Below are 14,375 nucleotides of genomic sequence, written 5' to 3' on the forward strand. Positions count from 1 at the left end.
TCTAATCCGTCCATTCCATTATATTTTATGTGACTTATATACTTCATGGGCATTTTCTATGCCCATTAATATATTGGAAATTTTCAAATACCCATCTGATATTACGGTTGTATTTCGCATATCCTGGAGCATACAGTAATAATGTTCCAAGCTTTCTGTCTCAATAATGACAATATCTTGAAAATCAGCAGAAAACCCTTCCGAGTCTACGGTTCTAAGACTAATAAAATCATGGTACTTCAGCAGAATTTCAGGCAGCGATTCATTCTGCAATTGCTCTCTTTGAGAACGATTTAAAGCATTCCATTTATCACTAAAAACCAATGTCCAAATAATCACATATTTCATATAAATCACCGATTGAAACTCAGATCGCTTGCTATTTTATTTATCAAGCTACTTGGGAAACTATTAAGGTAAAAATGATCGCCATCAAAAGTACTATGAAGAAATTTACCATTAATGTAATCTTCCCAGGAAGAGATCATTTGAGGCGTTGCTACCGCATCATATAGACCAGAAAAACCATGCACTGTAGTTTTGTCACTAATTTTCGCATCGCTCATACGCCAGGATTCTATTATTCTAAAATCACTCCTCACAATATCTAACATCATTTTCATAACAGCATGATCTTCACAAAAATCCTTCGAGCCGCCTAATTTCTCAAGATATTCGATTAACTCACTATCACTTAATGACGCACGAGATAAATTCTCTTTATTCTTTAAGTGTGGCGGTTTGAAAGCTGAAATACCTAACCAAACAGGGGGCGTACCTAAATTCTGTAACCTTAGCGTTAATTCATACGCTATAAGGCCCCCCATACTATGGCCGAAAATGGCAAATGGCTTATCCGTTTGAATTTGATTCAAAAATAACTCGATAACCTGCTCCATAGATTTTAAGAATGGCTCACCAAAACCCATGCCTCTTCCCGGTAGTTCAAGAGCGATACACTTTATCCAGCCCGGCAATAAATGCGCCCAAGGTCGATAAAGCATATGCGAACCACCAGCATGATGAATCGAATAGAGCCGAACATCTGCATTTTTGCTATCGTTAATATCTATAAAATTTTTCATATTTTTAAAAATGTCAATAAAATGGAGCGGGTTTCGGTTTCACTCCATTTATCAATCCACTAAAAGTTAAATTCTAAAAGACTTTCATCTTTAGGAATATCCAAATTCACTTTTGCATGTTTAAAGTATTCAGAAATAGCAACATCAGGGTGACTTAAGATATCATCTATCAAGTTAATATATCTCTCTATGAAAAACTTAATCTTTTCACTTGTAAATAACGCACTCTTATATTCAAAGCTAAATTCATATCCACCGCCGATCTCTTTAACAAAGAACGCCAGGTCAAATCTGGAACTCTCTTGTTCTATTTCATATCGGCTTAACTTCAAATTAGGCATTTCAAAATCAGCCATGCCAATATTCATATATGAAAATACAGTATCGAATATCGGCATCCTATTTTTCTTTGGTTTTACATTTATTGCTTTAACGATTTCTTCAAATTGAATATTAGCATTATCAAATGATGAGACAACAACATCAGCAACAGAGTTAACTAAATCTCTAAAAGTTGTCGTTTCATCAAAATCAAATGGAATTGGAAGAAGGTTGACAAACATACCTATGACATCTTGCAACTCACTTTGCGGCCTACCCAATATGGGCGTCCCAATACAAAATTTCGTCTGCTTTGTTAAATCAGCTAATAGCAAGTAGTAGGTAGATATGAAGATCATGAAATTGGTCGCACCATCTCTACTGAACATATTAACCAATCGTTCTGTAGTTTCATTTTCTAAATAAAAGTAAAGTCTCTCCCCACAATCATCTGTGATATGTTCCCGATCAAAATCACATGGGAGTTTAATTTCTGGTATGTTTTTCAGCTTTTCTAACCAAAAATCCTTTTGTGCTAATACCCTACAACTATTTGCTATTTCACTTTGCCAAATAGTGTAATCTTTGTACTGTATATTAAGAGGAGCTAATTCTACCCCCTGATAGATATCCAGAAAATCTCTCACAAAAATATCCTGAGATAAACCGTCAGATATAATGTGGTGAATATCCAAGAAGAATAGATATTCATATTCTTTTAATTCAATAAGAATTAGCCTAATTAACGCGTCTTTATGTAAGTTGAATGGTTTTATTAACTGCTTTATCTGCTCTTTAACTTGCAGCGGATTTAATCCTGCTGTATTGAATTTAATATGCTTGAGTTCAACAGTGGGTTCTTTGTGACATTTTTGTCTCGGCTCGCCATTAACTAATATTATCGAAGTTCTAAGAGATTCATGTCGTTGGATTAACTTCTGTAGCGTTTCACTGAATTTTGCTATATCCAAGTGGCCGACAATATTAAAAACCGCAGTTTCATTATAAGCAACAGATCCTTTATCGAACATTTGTTGCAAATAGATACGTCTCTGACCGGGAGATAATGGATATGAATCCTGTTCAGCAACAGGTTGAATCGCCTGATATCCCGATGTTTCGGATTGACTTCCGGCAAATTCGGCAATTTCTTTGACCGTTGGATGTTTGAAGAAATAGGTCAATGGCACATCAATATTACAGCTCTTGTGTATCTGCGATAGTAAAGTGATCGCTTTAAGAGAGTTGCCGCCTAAATCGAAGAAATCATCCTCTATGCCTAACGGCTTGATACGTAAAAACGCTTCCCATATTCCAATCAACTGAGTTTCAATTTCGTTACCAGCGGTAATAAAATCACATTCAAGATCTGGCCTGCCTGAATACTCTTTATTGCTATTATCATGCCCTTGCTCTTCAAGCTGATTTGGTTTAGACCATTGCGCAATGCGGGCATTGATATCAGCGGTAGAGATAATTAAAGCGTCTTTTTCTTGATAATTGAGTACATCAGCCAGTAATAAGATACCTTCTTCTTTCGTTACCAATAAGTGCGACAAACTGGTGCCAATTTTTTCATTAATGTCACTCTTTACCGCGACTTCCCAACCATCCCAATTGATCAATGTCCAATTATTCTGGTTATATTGGTTGTGCTGAATGACAAACGCATCTAAATAAGCACTAGCGGCAGCGTAAGCATAGAAACCAAGTCCTCCTAAGATTGGAGCAAGTGATGAAATAACAACACAGAAATCATAATCAACTTCCGCTAATGCTTGCTCTAAGACTTCAATTCCTTTTTGCTTAGCTTCAAGGTGTGCCTGAATATAAGCCTTATCAGTTTCAATAATAGACCTTAGTGACGCCTCTCCTGTAATTCCCGCCAGGTAGAATACGCCATCTATCTTGCCATGATATTTAATAACGTTTTGAACAAGTTCAGACATGGCATCTAACTCTTTCGCATCAGCTTGGATCAACTGCAACGAAGAAGCCTGTTTATCTATTTGTTGCCAAGAATTATCCAAATAAGCACTAGAGCGCGACGTAATAATTAAATTAGCTTGATATTCTTTAGCGAGGTAATTTGAAAACGTTTTACCAATAAAGCCCGCGCCACCAATCAATAAATAAGTCCCTTCCTTTTTCAGACTGACGTGATTTCGATCGGCTAAAGACACGTAAGGAACGAAATCCTCACACCACCTTCTGTTATTGCGATATGCGACAGTCTCGCTTCCACCATAGGCAATTTCAGCAAGTAACTTGGTCGCCCCGCAATCTGTTGCCATATCGCCAACATCTATCGCACGACAAGATAAATCTGGAAACTCTTGCCGGATCACGGTGCTGATTGCCATAACCGCCGCTGATGATGGATCAATGCTCTTTTCATTGCATACCACGACGGCATATTTCACCAGCAAAGTGATATTTTTAAGAGTACTGTCGGCTGTTTGCGCACGATATGACTTTAAGAGATGAAGAATCTGTGACAGCAATTCATCGACAGCCAGCGCTGAGTCAATGCAATCAATAACAATGTTCGATACAGAAACATGACTCTGTTCGAGCAACTTAAAGAATTGATTAAAGTCTTCTTGGTTATCGAGTCTAATTTGGTTTTCGCCATCCAGATCAAACACCTTCTCGTTGCCCACATGAATCTTTATTAATTTCTTGTAGTAACGTTGTAAGCTACTCTCCATACAGCATGTTGGCGCCGATGGCTGTCCGAGTCGTAGCAAGAGCGTTGTTTCATCACTTGATTGCACATTTGATGTGCTCAACGGCTGTTGTTTCCAGCCATGTTGATAAAACCAGTCAGACATCCGCCCTTTCCTTTCAACTTTTTTCTCTGCTTCTATTGCGCTTGATGCGTTAGAGAAAATATTCAGGAAATTTGCTTCCTTGGGCCAAAAAACGCTTCTATCGAAGGCATATCCGGGCAATGGGATACGCCTGCAATTATCGGTAAATCGCACCTTATGCCAGTCAATCTGAACGCCTTGTTGCCACAGTTTACCCAACGCCCCCCAATATGAATAAGGAAGATCTGGCGCTTTGATCTCTTCTGGCAGTAACTGGATAAGCACATTAGAACGTTCCTCCTTAGAATCATCTTGAGAGAGATATCGCCGTGTGAGATTGATCAGATCACGGCCAACACCCACTTCAATAAAAATAGAGGCTTTGTGTTTTTCAATCAGGTGCTCAAATCCCTTGACAAAGCAGACTGTACGTTCAGCCTGTGCTGCCCAATATTCCGCTGACATTGCCTGCGAGGCAGTTAACGGCAGTCCCGTCACGGAAGAAATGAGCGGGATCTTTGGCGCACTGAGATTAAACTGAGCTATCACAGCCTGGAGTGCGCCATTAATTTGTTTCATCGCTGGCGAGTGTGCCGCATGTTTAGATTTGATTGGCGTGGTCAGGATACGCTTTTTCTTGAGGATCGCTGCGAATTCTTCGATATTTGCTGCCAATCCCGATACAACACACGAATCTTTATTATCGATTGCCACAGCTATCCCTGCCGGGCATATGGCGTTAACCTCTGCAACGGGCAGCGGGATACTCAGCATAGCCCCCACCGGCAAATCTTGCATCAGTTTGCCACGCGCAATCACAAAGCTAATGGCATCTTCCAAGGAAAACACTTCTGCAATCGTCGCAGCGACCAATTCACCAAAGCTGTAACCGAGCAAGCTTGAGGGTTGAACGCCAAGTTCCATCAGGCAATGCGCGAGCGCATATTCAACAATAAAAATAGCAGGTTGAGCATACTTCGTTTGCTGTAATTCATTTGAAACACCATCGGTAAACCACTTTTCTTTCAGAGATTCACCTAGATGGTGAGACGCTATCGCAAGACAATGGTCAACAATATCCCGGAATTCAGTATGAGTGTCATACAAGGCACGCGCCATATTGGTATATTGCGCTCCCTGACCGGGCAGCAAAAATATTATCTTATGCTCTGTCCCAGAAACTTTTGTCGGTTGGGAACTTGGTTTTCGCAGGGCTTTAATTAAGTCGCCGCATGAGGAAGCAACAATTGATTTTCGATATTTATGATGTACTCGGCCCTCCTGCAATACGTATGCAACGTCAGATAACCTGATGTCCTGCTTAGTCTGGAGCAAGTCAGCTAAATTATGTTGATTATTGGTGAGTGACTCAGGCGTTTCGCCCGAGAGCAAGAACACATTCGGTAATATCTCGGCTTCTGTTCTCAGAACGGTCGGTTCATCTGCTTCCGCTAAAATGATATGGGCATTTGTCCCGCCAATACCAAATGAACTGACGCCGGCAATACGTTTCTTATTTCCTGAAACTGCCCACTCCATTGGTCTATCTACGACTTTGAACGGCGTTTCTTCAATATGTAGTTTGTCGTTAGGCGCCTTATAGTGAAGGGTTGGTGCGAGTTTCTTATTTTTTAAAGACATCACCGTCTTTATGACACCGGCAACACCAGCCGCTTCATCCAGATGCCCGATATTACTTTTCACCGCACCAAGCATGCATAGATGATTCGAGTCGCCGAACACTTTAGATAGCGCTGATACCTCAATCGGATCACCTATCTCAGTAGCAGTGCCATGACACTCGATATAGCTAATATCTTCCGGTTCAACGCCAGCCAACATTTGAGCGCTGGCTATCACTTCCGCCTGTCCTTGAACACTCGGAGCGGTAAATCCAACTTTGCGCTGACCATCATTGTTTATCGCGGAGCCTTTAATCACCGCATGAACATGGTCATTATCTTCAATGGCTCTATCCAAAGGTTTAAGCAACAAAATGCCGCCCCCACTACCGCCCACAGTACCATTGGAGTTGATGTCGAAAGGCCGGCAGTGACCATCAGCAGAACGTACCATGCCTTGCTGATACAGGTAGCCAGACTCTTGAGGTAACGTTAAAGAAACCCCGCCAGCCAAGGCTAAGTCACAATCTCCGCTTAAAATTGACTGACACGCGGTATGAATAGCAACCAGCGACGTTGAACAAGCGGTATGGATAGCCATTACGGGTCCATTCAACCCTAGCCGATATCCGGTTCTTGTGATGATGGACTCAGGTAAATTCCAATTCACTACATCGAATGTTTCAGAGGGAGTGAGCTTGCTCTTTAATAAACTTGATATCCAAGGAATATTTGAAGCCGCCCCGGCAAATAAACCTATTCTTTCATCGCTATTTTGGCCTATATAAGCAGCGTCCTCCAATGCATGCCAACAGCATTCGTGTAACAATCGACACTGCGGGTCCATTTTATCAACTTCGTCTTTTAAATATCCGAAAAGATGATTATCAAAGGATTTATAATCTTCAAGCGTCGCTTTAGCTGCGACAAAGTTGGGATTATTGATATCTTCTGCTTTATAACCATTAGCAAGGAGTTCATCTTGCGTGAATCTTTTAATGCTTTCTTTTCCTGATATTAAATTTTGCCAAAACTCCTCTGGGTTTTTAGCATCTGGAAATTGGCATGCCATGCCAACGATGGCAATATCAAATGAATCTGTCATAAGTTAATAACCCAAATTTAAATTGAAAGCATAGATAATTCAGAGATTAATTGTTCAAGTTCAATACTTGATAATGAAATAGTAGGAAAATCACTGGGTATATAAAAGTCCTTGAAATCATAATTATTTAAATCGATAAGTTCCTTGAGCTTACTCTCCATGACATTAATGATACTTTCAATTTTAGGAATATCTATCAACTGCTCAATGTAACTCACACTCACTTTACACCCTTGCTCCCAATAAATATTGAAATCAAAAGCTTCCGTATAGATATTATCCACACTGGAAATCGCATGAGGGTAAATTGACTTGATGTTCACAGCGCCCTGATGAACCGATCCGGAAAAATCACCTAAATAATTGAACTTCGGTACGTTGTGAATACGACTTAAATGTTTTTCTGTCGAGCAATGGCGAATGGATTGATAGACCATACCATTATCATTAACCCGACGCATGGCTATTTTGGTCTTTTTTATATGTGAAGATATATTATCTTCACAGTGGCATAGTAGTGGATAGATTGATGTGAACCAGCCGATATTATGGCTTAAATCCACCTCACTCTGCTGTGAACTTCTTCCGATACCTTCAAGCTCAACGGTAAAATTATTTTTATTGAAAGTCTTAAATAATGAGTAGGTAAATAACGAGAAAAATAACTCATTAGGTTTGATTTTCAACATTCCACATAATTTGGTAAAACTTTCAAAACTAACACCCTCTATTTCACTGGTTAACAAACTAAGCGTTAATTTACGATTATATAAGTCTTGATAAGTGAATAAAGAAGAGCCACTTATTTGTTGTTGCCAAAAATCGATCTCATTCTCGCTGACTGTTTTTGCATAATGTTCAGTAAAATCAATCCATCTGGCGTAATTATTATTTTGTTGGCGTAATTTAAGCGGCTGATGATTTAAATGCTGCTCAACCAGTGTATTCAAGTCTGTTATCAAAATATGCCAGGACACACCATCAATAATCAAATGATGGGCAATAAGCAGTAATTCGGTCTCGTTACCATCATCAAGGATAATTGCCTGAAATAACTCAGATTCAGGCCAGCTTGACGCCTCCAGATGCGTTCTCGCCACATATTCCCGTTGCTCAAACCCCGTCACGTTCACTCTGCGTGTTTTAACATGCCTCATCTCCTCCCGTACTTGTAAAGTAAAGTGTTTATCTTTTACATAGCTATTCAGGATTGGATGGAATGATACCAACGCATCCAAGATCTTATCCAACTCGGTTTGAGTTAAACATGATGGGAAAGATAAGGAGAGCATTTGGTGGTATATCTCTTTCTTTCCTAACAACAGGCCGCTAAACCATTTCATAATTGGCGTGGGCGAGAAAGTCGATATCTTGACGGCTTCTTCTTGCTCCATAAATATCGCCCGACTGTCAATATGGCGACACAATAATTTTGGCGTCGGTAACTGGAGCACTTCCTTCGCGACTACGCTAATGCCTTTTTTCTGGAGCAATGTAACCAACTGGATAGCTTTTATCGAATCACCGCCAGATTGATAAAAGTCACTGTGTATAGATAGCTCTGTACAACCCAATACCCGTCTAAACTCTTCGAGCACCGATATTTCTAAGGCACTCATTTTCTGATTGTCATTAGTACCTATTTTATCATCTTCAAGCTCAAGCAATTTGGCGCTATCAACTTTACCGTTAAAGGTTAAAGGAATTTCACGAATACATTTAATCAATTGTGGAACCATATAGTGGAGTAAATGACTCGATAAATACTGTTTTAATTCTTCTCCACTAACAGCCGATCCCTCCGACAAAACAACAAACGCTTTTAAGATTGAGGCATCAGAATTAGCTTCGTCGATCACTATGGCGACATCCTGAACGTCCTTGTATTCAAGTAGCTTTGTCTCGATCTCTTCGATCTCAATTCGGTGTCCTCTGATCTTGACCTGTTTGTCGATACGGCCTAAATAAGTGACTTGCCCATATTCGTTGCGATAGGCGAGATCACCGGATAAATAGGCTCGTTGTCTTGGATAAAATCGATCAGTAATAAATCTGTTCTGAGTCAACTCCGAGCGATTCCAATAACCGGCAGACACGCCATTGCCAGCAATGACCATTTCACCTTTCATGTACGGAATACAGTGGCGTCCATAGCCATCCACAATATATATCTGCGTATTGTCGATAGGTTCACCAATCGGCACGGAAACGTCTCTATCTTTGGCGGGATCAAACTGGTGAATCATACAACCAACCACGGTTTCTGTTGGTCCATATTCATTGAAAATATCGGCTTTACCACCAAATTGAAGGTATGTGTGATTTGCAACACTGACTTTTAAATTTTCGCCGCCAACGATAAAACGTTTAATCGCACAATGAGGGCCGATAATTTCATGTTGGATAGCGCGTAAATGTGACGGTGTACATTTCACGACGGTCGCCACGCCATCGTGAATAATATCGCTCAGGATAAAGTTTGATGTTTCTGTATATACCTTAATAGCCGAGCCGGAAATCAGCGCCGGGAACAGTGAAGTCACCGTTAAGTCAAAAGTCAGCGGTGTATAATATGCCGCGACATCAGATTTTTCGGGGTAATAAACTTGTGCCGCCCACCGGCAATAATTCACAAGCTCTGATTGACGAATAATTGTCCCTTTCGGCAGGCCGGTGGAACCAGAAGTATATATTAAATATGCCTCACTAGTCGGTTCACACCTTACTTGTAATTGCGACGAATCATCTTGTAGTAAAGTTGCAGATAAAGCCGCACTATCACAATAAGCCACGCCTGCCGGCAGTAACGATGCCCAATCATGATTTGTGATAACTAATGCACATTCACTATCGGTCAAAATATATTTTATTCTTTCCTTCGGCAAATCTTTTTCAAGCGGAATATATGTCGCACCGACGGCCATAATAGCCAGTAAAGTTGCTATCTGCTCTGCACTTTTAGGCAGTAAAATAGCAACTCTAAATCCTCCAGAGACTCCGTGACTTAAGAGATTGGCACTGATTGTGCTAACTAAGATCCGAAGCTCCCGGAAAGTCAATGATCTATTTTCTTCAATGATTGCCAGCCGATCTTTATTGCTCTCCACACTCTGTTCAAATAACGATATAACTGTTTCGGCGGTTGGTGCGGCATTGTTGGGCCCGGTTTCAATCAGTTGCAAATTATTCTTTCTTAATGGCGCAACCACCAGCAATTGACAATGCGGATCGATACTGACTTGATCTAGAATCTCAATTAATAAATTGATTACTGAGTCAATCTGCTGCTGCGTATATTCTTCTACCTTGTAGTCACAATATATTTTTGTCGTCCCCTCATTCAATAACTCTTTAAAAAGGAATTGAATTGAATATTGCTGTTCACCGGGGAATATATCCTCGACAATCAATGGGTATTCACCGAGAACCAATTCATATTTAGTGTTAGCATAGTTGTAGCTAACATCAAATAAATCATTAACCGATGCCCCGGCTCTCGTCTCTTTAACCAACTCGGTGTAATCATATTTTTGGTGTCGGTATATCCGATTATTATTCTCTAAAGCTAATTTAATTAAACTGGAGAAATCGGTGTATTCATCCACTGCTATTTGTGTCGGAACAGTAGATACCGTCATTGAATTCCGCACAAGGTTGGTCTTTTTCCTACCATGAAGTGGTACACCAAAAGAGACTTGTTTACTCCCTGAAAGCCGGGATAGCAAAAGAGCAATAACAGCATAGTAAAATACGTTTTCCGTACATCCTAATGTTGTGCAGACATGCTTTATTTTCTTTGATACCTGATGAGGAATATCATAAATTTTTCGTATGGCTTTGGTTGAAAGAGTTCTATTGCCCAAAATAAAGTTGCTGTTTTCTCCCTTGCCAGCCAGGAAATTACGCCAAAATAACTTATCCTTATCATATTGACGACTAGATGAATATTTTTCTTCTAATGCTAAAAAGTAACTTTGATCATCGCTAAGTTCACAATACACAACATCATTCAATGGATTATTATAACACTCACAAACCCTGGCGATAATATTTTGCATCGTCACGCCATCACAAACTAAGTGATGTATTTTGATTAAAAATCCACATTTTGAATCAGACACTTTATACAAACAAAAATAATATAAGCATGTCCCTAAATCCATTTTCCGAGACATAGACGCTTCGCGCCATTGTTCAAATTCTCTTTGTGGATTTTCTCTATTACGAAAATCAATAAAATCGATATTATTTTCCGTTCGGCTATCTAAAACCAGTTTCGGTGGAATCTCATCATTTAAAGTGAAATTTAGACTTTGGGTTTCTTTAATAACTCTCTGTATCGCATTAGTTAACCTTGTGAAATCCAACACCGTTTCAACACTACAGGTACCACCAATATTAAACATGCTGGTCCCTTGGTGTTTCAACTCAGTTACCCAAACGCCTTTTTGAATCCCTGTCATTTCATATGATTTGCTACTAATAGACATAATTAAATCCGTATAAATTTAAATTCTGAACATTTTAAAAAAATCAAACCTCTATCAAACTCAATGCGCTGAGCGACGACGATATAAAACCTGAGAGAACAAAGAGAGACAAAGGAGCAAAAGAAGCACAAGAGAACAATACAAAACCCAAAAGCTATTAGGCATCCAAATCATAAATGTCGCCCAAGACAATCCAAGCAACAAATTTGGGAAGGTCAACACGACCAAGAGAGCAATAATGAATAAAGCAGATAAAATTGTCGTTTTCACAACGCCAAAGTTTGCAAGCCAACTTATATTTTTTCCTTTTAAGTTTAAATATATTAAAAAGAGGCAAGCCAAAATCACAAATACACTGACAACGAGAAAAGTGCTATCAAAAGTATCAAATAACTCAAGATCTTTAACGGTATTTAACCCGGTAAAGTCGCCTCCTTGAGCAAGCTGTTGCATGATTTGCTTGCCAAGTTCAAAAGTAATGTTGCTGTTAACATTTGCCATCACAGCAACCGCAGTGCCAGAATCCAGATCAACGGCAACGTAACTAGAGAACGTTGGGTTCATTCCTGTATGAAATACCCGATTCCCCTGTTTATACCATCCTAAGGTATATATCGCTTTTTCACTTTCGTTGGTATCAACACCAAACTTCCCTGAAAATACAAGTTTTTTGGCACTAAAGAGAGTTGAATCCGTATTGCTTGCTAAAAATCTCAACCAGTTAAGCATGTCGGAAGCATTAGTTTGTATATATCCCGCCGGTACATTGGCTAAGACAAACGGTGCATCGTATGGCCTGGCTTGCAAGAAACTGATTTGATGGCCTATTGCTTTTTTCGCCACATCTGGAAGAGTGGAAGTCGCATTCATCTGTAGCGGCGCCAAAATATAGGTTTGCAGTAGCTGTTGATAAGACTGCCCCGAAACTTTCTCCATCATTCTGGCTGCAATATCATAATTGAGTGTGGCATATGCATATTGCTGCCCCGGCATGGTTTGGAGATTAATTAACTTAATATCATCGATAACTTGCGAAAGCCCTTTTTGAGGCCGGGAGTAGAGCATATCAATGGTTTTAAAAGGCAGGCCCGATGTATGGTTGAGTAATTGTAAAAATGTCACATCAACGTTTTCACCGTCGTAATTCGTTTTTATCGATGGCAATATTGATGAAACTTTGGTTTGGGGCAAGATTTTGCCTTCTTCTATCATTTTGGCCGCAATTAAACCGGTAAAAGATTTACTGACTGATGCCAGCTCGAAAATAGTCTCTTTATCCAGATTTTGAGTACTATTTTTATTTTCATTTGTTAGCAATATTACGTTTGATTTTTTATTCTTGTCGACCGTCACTATAACTAAGCTCGGTATCTTGCCAAACTCCATATATTGCAAAATTTGACTTTTCAAATTCTCATCTGCCGAACTAATACAGGAAAATAGAAGAAGGAAAACCATAATAAAACACTTCATAACCGCCCCGTTCACATTTAAGGTTCCATTTCACTTCGCACCGGACATTGCTAACCAAGAAATTAATAAAATTTTCACAATCTATTAAATAACCTGGCAAACTTGAACACTATCTGGTTTAGACACTAAATTGCCTAGTGCGATTAGCGAAAGCACAACCGCCAAAATAAATACCAGTAAGTCGATTGAAAATAGAATAAGAGGAAAACATCCAACACCAAACAAAAAAGATAACGAAAAAGTTAAAGCAACCTGCAAGAAAAGTTTCAGAAAGACCAATAACATCGAATATTTCTCTTTTTTTACGCTTTGCAGAAAACCGATAAACACCAGCAACCCACCAAGGAAAAACAAGCCTAAAAAAATAAAAAAGGAGATATTCAAAACCGCTAATAACAAACTTTTATCATTAGTGAATAAGCCATATAGATGTTCCGGCAATGTAATAACCAGCAAGGTCATTGATATTGAATAAAATGAAGTATATAACAACGCCACCTTTAATGACTTTATACACCGATTATATTTTTCCGCACCAAAGTTATAACTTGATAAAGTTTGCAGCGCTGACATCATCGCAATCAACGGCAAGACAATAAAACTTAATACCCTGAAAACCAAACCAAAAGCACTAATCATATCTCCCGCGTTTTCAACTTCACTCGCTTTAATAAGATAATTGATAGTGAAAATAAGTATCCCATATGACAAATTTCCAATCAGTGTTGGCAATCCGATAAACACTATATCCTGGCACTCTTTCACGTCTATACCGAAGTAAGTCGGTGAGAGAGTAAGGCGAGTATGATTACTATAAAAGAGCACTGCTGCACATATTAGCGCTATAGTATTTGCCAGTACCGTCGCAATCGCAGCGCCAAACATTCCCATGTCGCATACAACAATAAAAATAAAATCAAACGCAATATTAAGAATGGATGCACAGAGCATTATTGAGAACATGGCATTGGTTTTACCTTCTGCTCGTAATAGATCACCCAAAATAGTCGCTATCATGATAATAGGCGCACATAAAGCCAATGGCATTGCATAATCCAAAGCATAATTAATTATGCTTTCCGTAGCGCCAAGAAATAATAAAACCTCTCGTGCCCATGTTAGAAATAATATGCCAAAACAGATAGCACATACTCCAGCCATGAATATAGCTTGTGTCGCAACTCGATTCGCCAAATCAGGCTTATTCGCTCCCAGAAATCTCGCGACTAAAACGGCAGCCCCAGCTCCTAACATAACCCCGACCGCACCGACTAATAAAAGGACCGGGAAAAATATTGAAAAGCCGGCCATAGCATCTTTGCCAATATATTTAGTAATAAAGATAGCGTCAATTATTCCATAAAGCCCTTGGATTGACATGCCAAAAAAAACTGGAATTGATAATTTTAAATATGCAAGGGGAACAGAATCATTTGCCATGAAATCGGTATTTTTCAATAATATCT

At 39.4% G+C, this 14,375-nt stretch carries 6 protein-coding genes; all 6 read right to left on the reverse strand.

From position 1 onward, the window contains the following. Positions 1-18: 18 nt before the first annotated feature. Positions 19-348 carry a darcynin family protein gene (locus BA1DRAFT_RS09160; RefSeq protein WP_036778172.1) on the reverse strand — a complete coding sequence of 110 codons (330 nt, stop codon included), beginning with the start codon at positions 346-348 and terminating at the stop codon, positions 19-21. A 5-nt stretch (positions 349-353) separates the two neighbouring features. Next, complete coding sequence (locus BA1DRAFT_RS09165; protein ID WP_036778174.1) at positions 354-1,085, reverse strand: thioesterase II family protein; 732 nt, start codon at positions 1,083-1,085, stop codon at positions 354-356. 59 nt (positions 1,086-1,144) lie between these two features. Further along, complete coding sequence (locus BA1DRAFT_RS09170; protein WP_051560729.1) at positions 1,145-6,946, reverse strand: type I polyketide synthase; 5,802 nt, start codon at positions 6,944-6,946, stop codon at positions 1,145-1,147. 17 nt (positions 6,947-6,963) lie between these two features. Further along, positions 6,964-11,436: a non-ribosomal peptide synthetase gene (locus BA1DRAFT_RS09175; protein WP_036778175.1), complete on the reverse strand. Its 4,473-nt coding sequence runs from the start codon at positions 11,434-11,436 to the stop codon at positions 6,964-6,966. Between the two features lie 60 nt (positions 11,437-11,496). Continuing rightward, complete coding sequence (locus BA1DRAFT_RS09180) at positions 11,497-12,909, reverse strand: serine hydrolase domain-containing protein (RefSeq protein WP_152544296.1); 1,413 nt, start codon at positions 12,907-12,909, stop codon at positions 11,497-11,499. An 84-nt stretch (positions 12,910-12,993) separates the two neighbouring features. Next, positions 12,994-14,367, reverse strand: coding sequence for an MATE family efflux transporter (locus BA1DRAFT_RS09185; protein WP_036778176.1), 1,374 nt, complete (start codon positions 14,365-14,367; stop codon positions 12,994-12,996). Positions 14,368-14,375: the final 8 nt, after the last annotated feature.

It is taken from the genome of Photorhabdus aegyptia (genome assembly GCF_000612035.1).
Lineage (GTDB): Bacteria > Pseudomonadota > Gammaproteobacteria > Enterobacterales > Enterobacteriaceae > Photorhabdus > Photorhabdus akhurstii.

What these genes read in the sequence shown, in the direction of transcription:
- BA1DRAFT_RS09165 (WP_036778174.1), bottom strand. Translation starts at nt 1,085, where the DNA reads ATGAAAAATTTTATAGATATTAACGATAGCAAAAATGCAGATGTTCGG.
- BA1DRAFT_RS09170 (WP_051560729.1), bottom strand. Translation starts at nt 6,946, where the DNA reads ATGACAGATTCATTTGATATTGCCATCGTTGGCATGGCATGCCAATTT.
- BA1DRAFT_RS09160 (WP_036778172.1), bottom strand. Translation starts at nt 348, where the DNA reads ATGAAATATGTGATTATTTGGACATTGGTTTTTAGTGATAAATGGAAT.
- BA1DRAFT_RS09180 (WP_152544296.1), bottom strand. Translation starts at nt 12,909, where the DNA reads ATGAAGTGTTTTATTATGGTTTTCCTTCTTCTATTTTCCTGTATTAGT.
- BA1DRAFT_RS09175 (WP_036778175.1), bottom strand. Translation starts at nt 11,436, where the DNA reads ATGTCTATTAGTAGCAAATCATATGAAATGACAGGGATTCAAAAAGGC.